Origin of the sequence: Methylobacterium isbiliense, from assembly GCF_022179325.1 — a bacterium.
In the GTDB taxonomy this organism is placed as follows: Bacteria; Pseudomonadota; Alphaproteobacteria; order Rhizobiales; family Beijerinckiaceae; genus Methylobacterium; species Methylobacterium isbiliense.
Genome location: NZ_BPQQ01000031.1, coordinates 356189 through 370219 on the forward strand (window position 1 = coordinate 356189; position 14031 = coordinate 370219).

Annotated in this window: 15 protein-coding genes; 12 read left to right on the forward strand and 3 right to left on the reverse strand. The window is 73.3% G+C overall.

Annotated elements, in window-relative coordinates; all coding sequences use genetic code 11:
• Positions 1-53: 53 nt before the first annotated feature.
• The 5 genes from MFF61_RS14635 to MFF61_RS14655 all read left to right on the forward strand — a co-directional run bounded on the left by MFF61_RS14635 (position 54) and on the right by MFF61_RS14655 (position 3533).
• Complete coding sequence (locus tag MFF61_RS14635; RefSeq protein ID WP_238235790.1) at positions 54-1238, forward strand: divergent polysaccharide deacetylase family protein; 1185 nt, start codon at positions 54-56, stop codon at positions 1236-1238.
• A 116-nt stretch (positions 1239-1354) separates the two neighbouring features.
• On the forward strand, positions 1355-1906 hold the full coding sequence (locus tag MFF61_RS14640; RefSeq protein WP_373324694.1) for an RNA pyrophosphohydrolase: 552 nt from the start codon (positions 1355-1357) through the stop codon (positions 1904-1906).
• Between the two features lie 43 nt (positions 1907-1949).
• A complete protein-coding gene (locus tag MFF61_RS14645; RefSeq protein WP_238235819.1) occupies positions 1950-2582 on the forward strand; it encodes a DUF2939 domain-containing protein in 633 nt (210 codons plus the stop codon).
• A 170-nt stretch (positions 2583-2752) separates the two neighbouring features.
• Positions 2753-3187, forward strand: a complete 435-nt coding sequence (locus MFF61_RS14650) for an Hsp20 family protein (protein ID WP_238235792.1) — start codon at positions 2753-2755, stop codon at positions 3185-3187.
• A gap of 94 nt (positions 3188-3281) precedes the next feature.
• Positions 3282-3533: a BQ00720 family protein gene (locus tag MFF61_RS14655; RefSeq protein WP_238235793.1), complete on the forward strand. Its 252-nt coding sequence runs from the start codon at positions 3282-3284 to the stop codon at positions 3531-3533.
• A 39-nt stretch (positions 3534-3572) separates the two neighbouring features.
• On the opposite strand, the gene MFF61_RS14660 is transcribed toward MFF61_RS14655, so the two are convergent.
• A complete protein-coding gene (locus MFF61_RS14660; protein ID WP_373324702.1) occupies positions 3573-4331 on the reverse strand; it encodes an alpha/beta hydrolase in 759 nt (252 codons plus the stop codon).
• 199 nt (positions 4332-4530) lie between these two features.
• On the opposite strand from MFF61_RS14660, the gene MFF61_RS14665 reads away from it, so the two are divergent.
• The 3 genes from MFF61_RS14665 (at position 4531) to MFF61_RS14675 (ending at position 8139) form a co-directional block, all read left to right on the forward strand.
• Positions 4531-5754: a glycosyltransferase family 4 protein gene (locus MFF61_RS14665; RefSeq protein WP_238235795.1), complete on the forward strand. Its 1224-nt coding sequence runs from the start codon at positions 4531-4533 to the stop codon at positions 5752-5754.
• A 230-nt stretch (positions 5755-5984) separates the two neighbouring features.
• A complete protein-coding gene (gene infC, locus MFF61_RS14670) occupies positions 5985-6506 on the forward strand; it encodes a translation initiation factor IF-3 (protein ID WP_238235796.1) in 522 nt (173 codons plus the stop codon).
• A gap of 151 nt (positions 6507-6657) precedes the next feature.
• Positions 6658-8139 carry an AMP nucleosidase gene (locus MFF61_RS14675; protein WP_373324695.1) on the forward strand — a complete coding sequence of 494 codons (1482 nt, stop codon included), beginning with the start codon at positions 6658-6660 and terminating at the stop codon, positions 8137-8139.
• 8 nt (positions 8140-8147) lie between these two features.
• On the opposite strand, the gene MFF61_RS14680 is transcribed toward MFF61_RS14675, so the two are convergent.
• Both MFF61_RS14680 and murI read right to left on the reverse strand, forming a co-directional pair.
• Positions 8148-8972 (reverse strand): alpha/beta hydrolase, encoded by an 825-nt coding sequence (locus MFF61_RS14680; RefSeq protein WP_238235797.1) that lies wholly within the window; start codon positions 8970-8972, stop codon positions 8148-8150.
• Positions 8973-8977: 5 nt separating this feature from the next.
• Entirely contained in the window at positions 8978-9844 is an 867-nt protein-coding gene (murI, locus tag MFF61_RS14685) for a glutamate racemase (protein WP_238235798.1), read from the reverse strand.
• A 282-nt stretch (positions 9845-10126) separates the two neighbouring features.
• On the opposite strand from murI, the gene egtB reads away from it, so the two are divergent.
• The 4 genes from egtB to MFF61_RS14705 are packed head-to-tail and all read left to right on the forward strand — an operon-like array spanning position 10127 to position 13858.
• Complete coding sequence (gene egtB, locus MFF61_RS14690; RefSeq protein ID WP_238235799.1) at positions 10127-11380, forward strand: ergothioneine biosynthesis protein EgtB; 1254 nt, start codon at positions 10127-10129, stop codon at positions 11378-11380.
• A 41-nt stretch (positions 11381-11421) separates the two neighbouring features.
• Positions 11422-12411, forward strand: a complete 990-nt coding sequence (gene egtD, locus MFF61_RS14695; protein WP_238235800.1) for an L-histidine N(alpha)-methyltransferase — start codon at positions 11422-11424, stop codon at positions 12409-12411.
• A gap of 12 nt (positions 12412-12423) precedes the next feature.
• On the forward strand, positions 12424-13122 hold the full coding sequence (locus tag MFF61_RS14700) for a vWA domain-containing protein (protein ID WP_238235801.1): 699 nt from the start codon (positions 12424-12426) through the stop codon (positions 13120-13122).
• A gap of 13 nt (positions 13123-13135) precedes the next feature.
• Positions 13136-13858, forward strand: a complete 723-nt coding sequence (locus MFF61_RS14705) for a DnaJ domain-containing protein (RefSeq protein WP_238235802.1) — start codon at positions 13136-13138, stop codon at positions 13856-13858.
• Positions 13859-14031: the final 173 nt, after the last annotated feature.

Here is a 14031-nt window from a genome sequence, read left to right on the forward strand (position 1 = left end):
GCCGCCCAACCGGTGACCCTGGCGGCCGAGGATGCCTTGCCGGGACCGACGCCGTGACCCTCGCCGATGACGTGCTCACCCGTCCCCTCGGTCTCGCGGACGAGACGCCTTCCCGCGTGGCCCGCTGGCGGGCGCGGGTACCGGCCGGCCCGATCCTGGCCGCGGCCCTGAGCGTCACGGCCGTCGCGCTCGCCGCCGTCGTCGCGCTGACCGAGGATCCACTCGGGGGCGAGCCGCACGCCCTGGTGGCGATCGAGCGCCGCGCCCCGCTTAGCCCGCCCGCACCGGCCCCGACGCCCGCCGCCGAGGGCCCCGCCAGGACGGCCGGCGAGGTCGAGCGCGCCTCGGGCGTTACCGTGACCCGGCTCGACGGCGGGACGGCGCCGGATTCCGTGGTGATCCGGGTTCCCGGCCCGGCCGAGATCGCGCTCGCGCCCGCGCCCGACCCGCGGCTCGTCGAGCGCAGCCGCTACGGCAGCCTGCCGAAGCTCGGGCCCGGCGGCCTGCGCGCCCTCGACGTCTATGCAAGGCCGGAAGCGACGGCGCTCGGCAGCGGGTCGGCGCCCGCCGGCCGCATCGCCCTCGTGCTCACCGGCTTAGGGATCGGGCAGGCCGCGACCCAGGACGCCATCGCGCGGCTGCCCCCCGCCATCACCCTGGCCTTCGCGCCCTACGGGCCGGATGTCGCCCGGAGCGCCGCCCGCGCCCGCGAGGCCGGCCACGAGGTGATGGTGCAGGTGCCGATGGAGCCGTTCGACTATCCCGACAACGATCCCGGTCCCCAGACCCTGCTCGCGGGCGCCAAGCCCTCCGAGAATGCCGACCGGCTCGCCTTCGTGCTCTCGCGCATTCCCGGTGCGGTCGGCGCCGTGAACTACATGGGGGCGCGCCTCACCGCGGAGCCGGCCGCCCTGGAGCCGGTGCTGCGCGAGATCGGCGCCCGCGGCCTCGGCTTCCTCGACGACGGGGCCTCCCCGCGCTCGCTCAGCCTGGAGGTCGGCCGCCGCGCCAAGGCGCCGGTCGCCCGCGCCGAGGCGATCGACGCGATCCCGCGACCGGACGCCATCGACCGCGAACTCGCCCGGCTGGAGGAGACCGCCCGCCGCAAGGGCTTCGCCCTCGGCTCGGCCGCGGCGCTGCCGCTGACCATCGACCGCCTCGCCCGCTGGTCGCGCGATCTCGAAGCCCGCGGCATCCTGCTCGTCCCGGCGAGCCGCACGCTCCGGGCGGCCCGGTGAGGGGCCGCGCCGGCATTGCCCGAGTGGCACCGGGTGTCCGGCTTGCGCCTTGCCGTGCCGCGACTTCTCTCGCACAACCACGGTCAGCCCCACGACGAATCCGGCCGACCCGCAGCATGACGCCTCCCGTGACCCGAGCCACCGGCGGATCCGCCCTGGCCGATCTGCCCTACCGTCCCTGCGTGGGAATCGCGCTGTTCAACCGCGACGGCCTCGTCTTCGCCGGGCGCCGCCGGCTGGACGGCCCGATCGAAGGCGGGGAGGGCGGCCACGCGTGGCAGATGCCGCAGGGCGGGATCGACGCCGGCGAGACGCCGCGCGCGGCGGCCCTGCGCGAATTGTACGAGGAGACCAATGTCGCGGCCGGCTCCGTGCGCCTGCTGGCAGAAGCCCCCGGCTGGTACAGCTACGACCTGCCGACCTTCGCCGCCGGCCAACTCTGGAAGGGCCGCTACCGCGGTCAGACCCAGAAGTGGTTCGCCTTCGCGTTCGAGGGCGACGAGGCCGAGATCGACATCCACCGGCCGGCGGGAGGGGCCCATAAGCCGGAATTCGACGCTTGGCGCTGGGCGCCGCTGCCGGACCTCGCCGACCTCATCATCCCGTTCAAGCGCCCGGTCTACGAGCAGGTGATCGCCGCCTTCTCGCCATTCGCCAGGCCGGCCTGATGGGGTCCGGCGCGGGGCGGCGTCCCGGGACCTGTTGCTGACCATGCGGTGGTGGTGCGGCCTCTTCGCGCTCGTGCTGGTGTGGATCGGCTACGCGCTCTCGCCCTACGTGGCGCTCTATCGCCTGAGCGAGGCGGTGCGGACGGGCGATGCACGGGCGGTCGCCGACCGGGTGAACTTCCGCACCTTGCGCCTGTCGATCTCCCGGCAGGCCGTCGCGGCGGGGCTCGATGCCGTGGCGGCGCGCCGGGACCTCTCGCCCCGCGAGCGCCAGATGCTCACCGACGCGGTGACGGGGCTGACCGAACCCGTGGTGACGGCGCTGCTGATGCCCGAGACCCTGGTCGCGCTGCTGCGCGGCAGCTGGCCGCGGCAGCTCGACGGCGAGCAGCCCGAGGGCGAGGCCGCCGACCCGGTCCGGACGGGCGGCCTGTCCGGCCGCACGCTGCCCCAGCTCCTGAAGCTCGCGGGCACGGCCGAGATGCGCGGTTTCCGCACCGTGATCTTCGGCTATCCGCCGGACGCCCCGGAGGAGAACCGCTTCCGCCTGCGCCTACGCCTGCGCGGCTGGACCTGGCGGGTGACCGAACTCGAACTGCCCGCGGAGCTGCGCGAGCGGATCAGCCGTCAGCTCCTGCGCGCCCAGCGGCGCACCGAGACGAGACGGGTGCGCTGAGGGCGCGGCGCCCCGTGCAAGGGCGCGGGGCCCTGGCGCGGCACCCCTTGATGGCCCGCGCAGGCACGACCATATCCTCGTTTGCCGGCGGATCACGTCGGCGCATCGGGCGCTGCCCTGGCGGGCCCGTTCTCCGAAGTGCCTCGTCGCAGAAGGGCTTCGTTCGTCCCATGTCGCGTCCCTCGCCCTTCGGGCATCCATTCCTCCTGGGCTTCGACGAGATCGAGCAGGCGCTCGACCGCGTCGCCAAGGCGGCGAACGACGGCTATCCGCCCTACAACATCGAGCGCCTCGCCCGCACCGAGCGGGATCCGGAGCGCCTGCGCATCACGCTGGCGGTGGCGGGCTTCACCCGCGACCAGCTCGATGTGACACTGGAGGAGAGCCAGCTCATCGTCCGCGGCCGCCAGACCGACGACAAGAGCCGCACCTACCTGCATCGCGGCATCGCCGCGCGGCAGTTCCAGCGCGCCTTCCTGCTCGCGGACGGCATGGAGGTGCTGGGCGCCGACCTGTCGAACGGGCTGCTCTCGATCGACCTCGCCCGGCCGGAGCCCGAGCGCATCGTGCGACGGATCGACATCGCGACGCGCGACGCCGATTGAGGCTCCCCATATCATCCTCACCCCGATCGTCCGGCGCCGCCACGGGGCGCCACGCGATCGACCGCTCTGCCGCCTCGTGAAGGAGGGCGAACCGATGACCGACACCACGTTCCAGCTCGACCCCACTGCGCTCGCGGCCCTCGGCGAGGGCCACGTCGCCTACGTCAAGCCGATGCGCTCGGAGGACGTGAAGCGCCTCTTCCCGCAGGCGCCCGACCTCAGCCCCGGCCTCAACCTGTTCGCGCTCCTCTCGGCGAGCGGCGCGCCGATCCTGCTCACCGACAGCATGGACGCGGCCATCGCCAACGCCTGGGCGCACGATCTCCAGGCGCTGAGCCTGCACTGAGTCCGGTCGCGGCCCCGCGCGCGGAGACGGGGAGAGGCCTCAGGCGATCCCCTCCACCGCCGCGATCAGCCGCGCGAGGCTCGCCGGGTCCGACAGACGGTGATCGCCATCCTTGATCAGGGTGACGACCACGTCGCGCGCCGGCAGCCGCTCCACCAGCCTCATGGCGTGAGACCAGGGCACGTCCGGATCGGCCATGCCCTGCAGGATGTGCACCGGGCAGCCCGGATCGATCGGCCCGCCGAGCAGGAGGTGGCGCCGCCCGTCCTCGATCAGCGCCCGGGTCACCGGGGTCGGCTCGGGGGAATAGGGGGAGTCCCGGTGCCAGACGCCGGCCTCCATCACCTGCCGGCGGATCTCCTCCGGGAAGCGCTCCCACATCAGGGCCTCGGTGAAGTCGGTGGCCGGGGCGATCAGCACGAGGCCGGCCGGGCGGACCTGCCGCGCCGCCAGGAGCGCGATCCAGCCGCCCATCGAGGAGCCGACCAGGATCGGGCGCTGCGGCGCGTGGCGGGCGATCACCGCCTGCGCATCCGCGAGCCAGTCGGAGATCGTGAAGGCGGCGAAGTCCCCGTCCGATTCACCGTGGCCGCCGTAATCGAGGCGCACGAAGGCGCGGCCCCGCGCCGCCGCCCAGGCATCGAGCGCCTCGGCTTTGGTGGCGCGCATGTCGGAGCGGAACCCTCCGAGCCAGACAACGGGGGGACCCTCGCCGGGCCGCACCAGGGTCGCGACGCGGCGGGCATCAGGGCCGGGGCCGACCGGCATCAGGGTGGCGGGGGACTGCATAGCGGGCATATCGGGCATAGCGGTCATCGGGCTGCGGCGTCTCCGGATGGGGGCACCCATCGTTTACACACCGGAAATGCGATCGGGCGAATGTCTCGCAATGCTCGACCTCAGCGATCGTCTAAACCAAGGATTGCAGTTCGGGACCCCATCCGCCCGGCGCAGTCCGGATCCCGAGGCCATCGTCCGCCCGAGACCCCGGAGCCCCATGCCGTCGAGCCAGGCCTCTTCCTTCCCGGTCTCTCCCGGCCATCCCCTGGCGGGGACAACGATCCTGCAGGTCATCCCCGAACTGGATGCCGGCGGGGCGGAGCGCACCACCGTCGACGTGGCGGCGGCGCTGGCGGCGGTGGGCGCCCGTGCCCTGGTGGCGACGGAGGGCGGGCGGCTGGTGGGCGAATTGCAGGCCAAGGGCGGCATCTGGGTGCCGTTCCCGGCCCGCACCAAGAACCCCGTGGCGATGGCGCTCAATGTCGGGCGCCTCGCCCGGATCTGCCGGGCCGAGGGCGTGACCCTCGTGCATGCCCGGTCGCGGGCGCCCGCCTGGGTGGCGCTCGGGGCGTGCCGGCGGCTGGGCCTGCCCTTCGTCACCACCTACCACGGCAGCTACTCGTCCCGCACGCCGGTCAAGCAGCTCTACAACTCGGTGATGGCGCGGGGCGACGCCGTCATCGCCAACTCGCACTACACGGCGGAGTTGATCCGCGCCGAGCACCCGCAGGCCACCGAGGCGCGGATGCGGGTGATCTACCGCGGCACCGACCTCGCGGCCTTCTCGGCCGCGCAGGTGGAGCCGGGGCGGGTCGAGGCCCTGCGGCGCGCCTGGGGCGTGGCGCCGCACGAGCGCGTGGTGCTGCTCGCCGCCCGGCTCACCGGCTGGAAGGGCCAGCGCGTGCTGATCGAGGCGGCGGCCGCCCTGCGCGCCCAGGGCCTGCGCGACTTCGCGGTGGTGCTGGCGGGCGACGCGCAGGGACGCACCGCCTATGTCCGCGAACTCGATGCGCTCGTGGCCGCGCACAACCTCTCGGGCATCGTGCGCCGGGTGGGACATTGCACCGACATGCCGGCCGCCTTCCGGGCGGCCTCGGTGGTGGCCGTGCCCTCGACCGAGCCGGAGGCCTTCGGCCGCTCCGCCGTGGAGGCCCAGGCCATCGGCACCCCGGTCGTCGTCTCGGATCTCGGCGCCGTGCGCGAGACCGTGCTGGCCCCGCCCGAGGTGGCCCGCACCGAGCGCACGGGCTGGCGCGTTCCGGCCGGCGAGGCGGTGCCGCTGGCCGAGGCGATCGCCGAGGCGCTCCAGCTCGGCGCGAGCGCCCGCGATGGCCTGGCCCGGCGGGCACGCCAGCACGTCGAGCGGAATTTCTCACTCGAACGCATGACCGCCGACACGCTCGAAGTCTATGCCGCGTTGCTCGCCGGCCCGGCCTCCTGAACCGGCCGGCCGGGCGTGACCGGGACAAGACCTCGTGTGCCACTCACCCTGGCGCAACCAAGTTCCGCATCGGCGAGTTGACATCGCGTGCGGTTTAGCCAAGGTGTCGCAGTCCAACCCAGTTTGACCGCGCGGCGGCCCGGACCTCTCTCGAGGTCAAGGGGTTCGTGGCCGGCAACCGGGCGACACCCATTGAGGAGAACAGAGCCATTCGCAGACCCATGAGAGCCATGCCGGCCCCGCAGAAGGACGGGCCGCGCGCCAACCGGGACATTCGCGGCGTTCGCGAAGTGCAGCTCATCGACGACGCCGGGCAGAACCGCGGCGTGATGGGCTTCTTCGAGGCGCTGCAGCTCGCCGAAGAGGTCGGCCTCGATCTCGTCGAGATCGCGCCGAATTCCTCGCCGCCGGTGTGCAAGCTCCTCGACTACGGCCGCTACCGCTTCAACGAGCAGAAGAAGCAGGCCGAGGCGCGCAAGCGCCAGAAGACGGTCGAGGTCAAGGAGATCAAGCTCCGGCCCGGCATCGACAAGCACGACTACGACGTGAAGATGAAGGCCGTGCAACGGTTCTTCGAGGAAGGCGACAAGGTCAAGGTGACGCTGCGGTTCCGCGGCCGCGAGATGGCGCACCAGGATCTCGGACTTCGCCTGCTCGAACGCGTCAAGGCCGAGACCCAGGAGGTCGCCAAGGTCGAGAGCGAGCCGCAGCTCGAAGGCCGCCAGATGATCATGATCCTGGCGCCGCGCTGACGACACCGACGGTTCCGATCGGACGACCGGCTCCCGGGAGGCTCGCCTCGCCGGGGCTTTCGTGCTGGCCGCGCGCCGACGCGCCCTCCGGGCTTGCCTTGGGGGCCGCCGCGCGGCACGGGTGAGGGGCCTTCTCGAGGAGCCCTCGATCGTGATCGCCGACGAACTGAGACCGATGGAGACGGTGGCGGATCCGGAGACGGCCGTCGACCGTCTCGCGGCACTGCATGCCGCGGCCACCGACTCCCTCAAGGCGGCGCTCGCCCGCTTCCTGTCGGACGGCGTGCCGCCGGATCACGCGGAGCGCCTGAGCTTCCGCTACCCGGAGTTGCGCCTCACCTACCGGCCCACCGGACCGATGCCGCGCATCAAGCGCGCCACAGCCAAGTTCCAGGGGCCGGGCCTCTACGCCACCACGGTGACGCAGCCCGCGCATTTCCGCGCCTACCTGCTCGAACAGCTCCGCCCGCTGGTGGCCGATTACGGCTGCACCATCGAGGTCGGCCTGAGCGCGCAGGAGATCCCGTACCCGTACGTCGTCGAGCCGGGGGCCGAACTCGCGCGCGGCGGCCAGACCTCCAGCGACCTCGCCCGCTTCTTCCCCACGCCGATGCTCTCCAGCGTCGGCGACGAGGTGGCGGACGGGCTCTGGCTCGACCAGGGCGACGAGCCCCGGCCGCTCTCGCTGTTCGACGGGCCGCGGGTCGACTACTCGCTGCGCCGCCTCGTGCACTACACCGGCTCGGACTGGCGCCACCTCCAGCCCTGGATCCTGCTCACCAACTATCACCGCTACGTCGACCAGTTCGTGCGGGTGGGCCTGCGCACCCTGGCGGAGGCGCCCGAGCGCTACGACCGGCTTGTCCTGCCCGGCGGCCTCGCGGTCGCGGCGGGTGAGGCCGCGGAGGCGGACGCGGATGCGGTCATCGCGGCCTCGCCCTGGCACCGCTTCCAGATGCCCGCCTACCACCTCGTGGCCCGGGACGGGCAGGGCACGAGTCTCGTCAACATCGGCGTCGGCCCCTCCAACGCCAAGACCATCACCGACCACCTCGCGGTGATGCGCCCGCATTGCTGGCTGATGGTCGGGCATTGCGGGGGGCTGCGCCAGTCGCAGACCATCGGCGATTACGTGCTCGCGCATGCGTATCTGCGCCGCGACCGCATCCTCGACGAACTCGTGCCGCCAGACGTGCCGATCCCGGCGCTCGCCGAGGTGCAGGTCGCCCTGCAGGAGGCCGCCGCCGCCGTCACGGGCGAGCGCGCCGAGGCGCTCAAGCGCCGCCTGCGCACCGGCACGGTCGTCACCTACGACGACCGGAACTGGGAGCTGCGCTGGTCGCAGGAGCGGCGGCGGATCAACCTGTCGCGGGCGATCGGCGTCGACATGGAGAGCGGCACCATTGCGGCGCAGGGCTACCGCCTGCGGGTGCCCTATGGCACGCTGCTCTGCATCTCCGACAAGCCGCTCCACGGCGAGATCAAGCTCCCGGGCGCCGCCAACGCCTTCTACGAGCGGGCGGTGGGCGAGCACCTTCTGATCGGGCTCGCCACCCTCGACGCCCTGCGCCGCGACCGCGGCCAGCTCCATTCCCGCAAGCTGCGCAGCTTCGACGAGCCGCCCTTCCGGTAGATTCCGGTTCAGCCGGCGACGCAGCCCGGCGCCGGGATGCGGGCGCGAAACAGTGCCTCCGCCTCGGCGTCGCGCGTGCCAAGCAGCGAGATGTGGTCGCCCGGGACCACCGCGAAGCGCGTGCCCTCCGGCGCGGCGTCGGCGAGCCGCCGGCCGTACTTCGCCGGGATCACCGGGTCGGCATCCCCGTGCACGATCAGGATCGGCCCGGTGACGGCACCGATCAGCCGGTCCGAGCGGTAGGTATCGCGCAGCAGCGCGGCCGGCAAATAGGGGAAGTGCAGCCGCGCCATCGCGGTCATCGAGTCGAAGGGCGCTTCGAGGTAGAGGCCGAGATGCGGATGCTCGGCCGCCATCGCCACCGCCACGGCCGCTCCGAGCGAGTGACCGTGCAGCAGGAGCGGCGCCCCGGGTGCGCGCGCCCGCGCCTCCGCCAGCGTCGCGCGCCCATCCGCGAGCAGGCCCGCCTCGCTCGGCCGACCCGTCGAGCCCGCATAGCCGCGATAGGCCACGGCCAGCACGCCCCAGTCCCGCCAGGGCGCGCGGACGAAGCGCGCCGCGTGGCTCTCCGGCACCGATCCGTTGCCATGGAACGTCACCACGAGGCCGCAGCCGGGCGCGGGGGCGCGCCACAGGGCGTGCAGGGTCTCGCCGTCCGCGGTGCGGATGCGGATCGGCTCGGTGCCGGCCAGCGGCGCGAAGCGCAGTGCGGCCCGCGCGGCCGTGGCGCCCGGATAGAGCAGGTCGCGCTGGAACACCCAGAACGCCCCGACCACCACGGCGTAGACGGCGAGCGGGACGAGAAGCAGCGCGAGCACGAGCGGACGCCGCATCCCGCTCACTGGCGGCGCAGCGGCATGGACTCGATCGTCACGGCGTGGAGCCCGCGGGCGGCGAGCGCGCCCCGGAGCGCCGGGGTGATCCGGTCCCCGCCCGTGAAGGCGGCGACGGCCGGCACCCCGTCCTCCTCGCGGACGGCCGGTCCGAGCAGCTGCGCCATCCGCCGCGCGATGGCGAGGGCGGGGTCGATCCAGGTGACGGGCCAGGGGGCGAGGCGCTCGAAGCGCCGCAGCAGCAGGGGGTAATGCGTGCAGGCGAGCACCACCACGTCGGTGCGGGCCTCGCCCTCGCGCACGAAGCAGGGGGCGATCTCCGCGGCGAGGTCGGCATCGGGCACCGGGGCGCCGGCGAGTTCCGCCTCGGCGAAGCCCGCGAGCCGCGTGGCGCCGACCAGGGTCACCGTGCAATTTCCCGCATAGGTCTCGATCAGGTCGCGCGTGTAGTCGCGCCGCACCGTGCCGGGCGTCGCGAGCACGCTGACGAGGCCCGAGCGCGTCGCCGCCGCCGCCGGCTTGATCGGCGGCACCGTGCCGACGAAGGGGATCGCGAAGCGGCGGCGCAGGGCGGGCAGCACCAGCGTCGAGGCGGTGTTGCAGGCGATCACCACGAGGTCGGGGGCGTGGCGCGCGATGAGCCGGTCCATGACGGCGAGCACCCGCTCCACCAGGGCCGTCTCCGTCAGGTCGCCGTACGGAAAGGCGGCGTCGTCGGCCGCGTAGACCACCCGCGCCTCCGGCCGGGCCCGCCGCACCTCCGCCAGCACGGTCAGACCGCCGAGGCCCGAATCGAACACCAGCACGACCGGGGCGTGCGGCACCGACGCCAGGGGACGCGAGCCGGTGCCGGCCAGGAGATCGAACCGCATGCGTGGAACCCGTCGGAACGGAGCGCGTCTGGAGGGACCTGGGCCGGACTCTCCGGTGCGATCCTTAAGGCTTGGTCACTGGGGCGGGAAAAAGGCCGCCCATCCCCGCAACCCTCGCGGGCCTCGGAGCGTCACCGTAACGAGCGTGGCCGGTCCGGCGTTCCGCATCGTTCCGGCCACCGCGGAGACGACGGACTGCGCAGCTTGGCCGCAGGGGAGAAACGAATCCCCCAGCGCGGCGTTGTTGCAGCGCCAATAACCTATGCGCAAGGGACACTCGACATGGCAGCGACCGCGCAGGCCGGCGAGGCACGCCCGGCCTTTCCGCCGCCGGACGTCACCGCCCGGCCGATCGACCGGGCCGCCTGGATCGCCGCCTTCCGGGAGGTCCGCGACGAGACCGAGCGCCGGGCCGCACCGCTCTCGCCGGAGGACCAGCAGATCCAGTCGATGCCCGATGCGAGCCCCACCAAGTGGCACCGGGCGCACACGACGTGGTTCTTCGAGCAGTTCCTGCTACGCCCCCACGTGCCCGGCTACCGGATCTTCGACGAGCGCTTCTTCTATCTGTTCAATTCCTACTACGTGGCGGCGGGGCCGCGGGCGCCGCGCATCAGCCGCGGCCTTGTCACGCGGCCGACCTGCGCGGAGGTCCAGGCGTATCGCGCCCATGTCGACCGGGCCGTGGTCGCGCTGCTGGAGGACGCACCGGAGCCGGCGCTCGCCGAGGTGATCGGCACCGTGGAGATCGGCCTCCACCACGAGCAGCAGCACCAGGAACTGCTCCTGACCGACATCCTGCACGCCTTCGCGCAGAACCCGCTGGCGCCGGCCTACGATCCGGCCTGGCACTTCCCGGCCCCGGCCCCGGCCAAGGGCGCGCTGGCCCTCGACGGCGGCATCGCCGAGATCGGGCATGCGGGTGCGGGCTTCAGCTTCGACAACGAGTCGCCCCGTCACGCGGTGCTGCTGCGGCCGGTCGCCGTCGACCGCGCCCTCGTCACCAACGGCGAGTGGCTCGACTTCATGCAGGACGGGGGCTACGCGCGGCCGGAGCTGTGGCTCTCGGACGGGTTCGTCGCGGCGCAGAGCGAGGGCTGGGAGGCGCCGGGCTACTGGCGCCGGACGGAGGAGGGCGTCTGGTCGAGCATGACGCTCGCCGGACTCAGGACCGTCGATCCGGCGCTGCCGGTCACGCATGTGAGCTACTACGAGGCCGATGCCTTCGCGCGCTGGGCCGGGCGCGACCTGCCCACGGAGGCCGAATGGGAGATCGCCGCGCAGAGCGGCCTCGACGGCGCCTACGGCCATCTCTGGCAATGGACCCGGAGCGCCTACAGCGCCTATCCGGGCTATCGGCCGGTGGCGGGGGCGCTGGGCGAGTACAACGGCAAGTTCATGGTCAGCCAGTTCGTGCTGCGCGGCGCCTCGGTGGCGACGCCGCGGGGACACAGCCGGGCGACCTACCGCAACTTCTTCTACCCGCATCAGCGCTGGCAGTTCACCGGCCTCAGACTATCTCAAGGCCGGGCCTGAGGCGGAGGTTCGCCCGCCCCGCGCCGATCCCGGAGTGCCTCGTGACCGCACCGCTTCCCCACCTGTCGCCGGCAACGCCGCTCGCCGATCCGCATAGCCGCGTCTTCGCCGAGGACGTCCTCGCGGGCCTGCGCGCCCCGCGCAAGCACCTCGCCGCGAAGTACTTCTACGACCGGCAGGGCTCGGCCCTGTTCGAGGCCATCACCCGGCTGCCGGAATACTACCCGACCCGCACGGAGTTCGGCATCCTCGAGCGCGATGGGCCTGCGATCGCCGCCGAGGTGGCGCCCGGCTCCGCCCTCGTCGAGTTGGGCAGCGGCTCCACCCAGAAGGTGCGGCGCCTGCTGCCGCACCTGCGCGATCTGGCGGCCTACGTGCCGGTGGACGTGTCGGAGGAATTCCTGCGCAGCGAGGCGGAGGATCTGCGGGCCGATTTCCCGCACCTGCGCGTCGAGCCGGTGGCCGCCGACTTCACGCAGCCCTTCGCGCTGCCGGAGGATCTGGCGGGCCTGCCGCGGGCCGGGTTCTTCCCGGGCTCGACCATCGGCAACTTCGAGCCGCAGGCGGCGGCGGCGCTGCTGCGCCATGTCGCGGCGACCTTCGGGGCCGGCGCGCGGCTGATCGTCGGGGTCGATCTCGTCAAGGACAAGGCGGTGCTCGACGCCGCCTACGACGATGCGGCCGGCGTGACGGCGGCCTTCAACCTCAACCTGCTCACGCGCATCAACCGCGAGATCGGCGCCGATTTCGACCTCGACGCCTTCGCGCACCAAGCCTTCTTCGATCCCGACCACTCGCGGATCGAGATGCATCTCGTGAGCCGCCGGGCGCAGACCGTCACGGTGGCGGGCATCCCCATCGCCTTCGCGTCGGGGGAGACGATCCACACCGAGAACAGCTACAAGTACACGGTCGAGAGCTTCCGGGCGCTGGCCCGCTCGGCCGGCTGGGAGGGCCGGGCGGTCTGGACCGATCCGGACCGGTTCTTCTCCGTGCACGCCCTCGGTCTCACCAGCATCCGGCGGCACTGACGGGGACGGGCGATGAGCGACCGCGCCGGCCCTCCCTCCTCGCCGAACGCGGTCGCGGCCTTCCTCGACGAGGCGCGCCGTGTCGCCCCGGCGGCCGGCGCGGCGCCGCGGCTCATCTTCGCCCTCGACGCGACGATGAGCCGGCAGCCGACCTGGGACCTCGCCTGCACGGTCCAGGCCGGCATGTTCGAGGCGACCGCCCGGCTCGGCGGCCTCGCGGTGCAGCTCGTCTATTTCCGCGGCTTCGGCGAGTGCCGCGCCTCGCGCTTCGTCGGCGACCCGCGGGCGCTCACTGGCCTGATGGCGGGCATCACCTGCCGGGGCGGACAGACCCAGATCGGCCGGGTGCTGCGCCATGCCCGCAACGAGGCCGGCAAGGGGCCGGTGAAGGCGCTGATCCTCGTCGGCGACGCCATCGAGGAGGATCTCGACGGCCTCTGCGCGGTGGCGGGAGAACTCGGCCTCCTCGGCCTGCCGGCCTTCTGCTTCCATGAGGGGCCCGACGCGCAGGCCGGTACGGGCTTTGCCGAGATCGCCCGGCTGTCGGGCGGCGCCTACGCGCGCTTCGATGCGGGCGCGCCCGGGACGCTCGCCGGGCTGCTGCGGGCCGCCGCGGTCTATGCGTCGCGGGGACTCGACGGCCTGCGCCTCGCCGCGCGAGAAGACGGGGAGGCGCGCCGGCTCCTCGGCGCCCTGACCTCAGGCCGGTAACGACACCCTTCCCATGATTGCTCTCGGCCTCGGCGTGCTGTGCCTCCTCGGGCTGTGGTGGCTCGGGCGCAATGCCGCCTCGGCCAGCCCAGCCTTTCTCGCCAAGACCCTGCGCCGGATCGGCGGCGGGGCCGCCCTCGCGGTGGCCGCGGTGCTGTTCCTGCGCGGGCGCTTCGACATGGCGACGGCGCTCGGCCTCGTCGGGGCGTGGCTGCTCGGCTGGCGCCAGATGCCGCCGCTGCCGTTCGGGCTCGGCGGGCCGGGCGCTGCGCGCTCGCCCGGCGGTGTCTCGCGGGTGCGCTCGGCGACGATCGAAATGGAACTCGACCACGACACCGGCGCGATGCGCGGCACGGTGCTGGCGGGCGCGCGGGCGGGCCAGCCCCTCGACGCCCTGTCGCTCGATGCCCTCACCGCGCTGCTGCGGGCCTGCCGCGGCGGCGACCCGGAGGGCGCGCAGCTCCTAGAGGCGTATCTGGACCGCCGGTTTGCCGGCTGGCGTGTACACGCTGAGCGCGATGCCGACCCGCGGCCGGGCGGTCCGCTTCAGCCAGGGGCGATGACGGAGGAGGAGGCCTATCAGATCCTGGGGCTTGAGCGCGGGGCGGCCGTGGAGGACGTGCGACGCGCGCACCGAACCCTCATGAAACGGCTGCACCCGGACCAGGGGGGGTCGGACTACCTCGCGGCGCGCGTCAACGCGGCCAAGGACCGGCTTCTCAACCGACATCGCTGATACTCCACGCGCGTGTCGACGGGGCCGCGGCGAGACGCGCCGCGGGGGGAGGCGGACGGGCGTCCGCCGGGTTCATCTTTTACCATCGGCCCAGGATGCTGACGCATCGATGTCGATCCCGGGCAAGCCCGGAATCGACGGGGCCGCTGACCCATCTCGACGTGTCGATGCCA

Excerpts from the sequence above, each read along its gene's own strand:
- MFF61_RS14640 (WP_373324694.1), top strand. The coding sequence starts at position 1,355 with ATGACGCCTCCCGTGACCCGAGCCACCGGCGGATCCGCCCTGGCCGAT.
- MFF61_RS14645 (WP_238235819.1), top strand. The coding sequence starts at position 1,950 with ATGCGGTGGTGGTGCGGCCTCTTCGCGCTCGTGCTGGTGTGGATCGGC.
- MFF61_RS14650 (WP_238235792.1), top strand. The coding sequence starts at position 2,753 with ATGTCGCGTCCCTCGCCCTTCGGGCATCCATTCCTCCTGGGCTTCGAC.
- MFF61_RS14655 (WP_238235793.1), top strand. The coding sequence starts at position 3,282 with ATGACCGACACCACGTTCCAGCTCGACCCCACTGCGCTCGCGGCCCTC.
- MFF61_RS14660 (WP_373324702.1), bottom strand. The coding sequence starts at position 4,331 with ATGCCCGCTATGCAGTCCCCCGCCACCCTGATGCCGGTCGGCCCCGGC.
- MFF61_RS14665 (WP_238235795.1), top strand. The coding sequence starts at position 4,531 with ATGCCGTCGAGCCAGGCCTCTTCCTTCCCGGTCTCTCCCGGCCATCCC.
- infC (WP_238235796.1), top strand. The coding sequence starts at position 5,985 with ATGCCGGCCCCGCAGAAGGACGGGCCGCGCGCCAACCGGGACATTCGC.
- MFF61_RS14680 (WP_238235797.1), bottom strand. The coding sequence starts at position 8,972 with ATGCGGCGTCCGCTCGTGCTCGCGCTGCTTCTCGTCCCGCTCGCCGTC.
- murI (WP_238235798.1), bottom strand. The coding sequence starts at position 9,844 with ATGCGGTTCGATCTCCTGGCCGGCACCGGCTCGCGTCCCCTGGCGTCG.
- egtB (WP_238235799.1), top strand. The coding sequence starts at position 10,127 with ATGGCAGCGACCGCGCAGGCCGGCGAGGCACGCCCGGCCTTTCCGCCG.
- MFF61_RS14700 (WP_238235801.1), top strand. The coding sequence starts at position 12,424 with ATGAGCGACCGCGCCGGCCCTCCCTCCTCGCCGAACGCGGTCGCGGCC.
- MFF61_RS14705 (WP_238235802.1), top strand. The coding sequence starts at position 13,136 with ATGATTGCTCTCGGCCTCGGCGTGCTGTGCCTCCTCGGGCTGTGGTGG.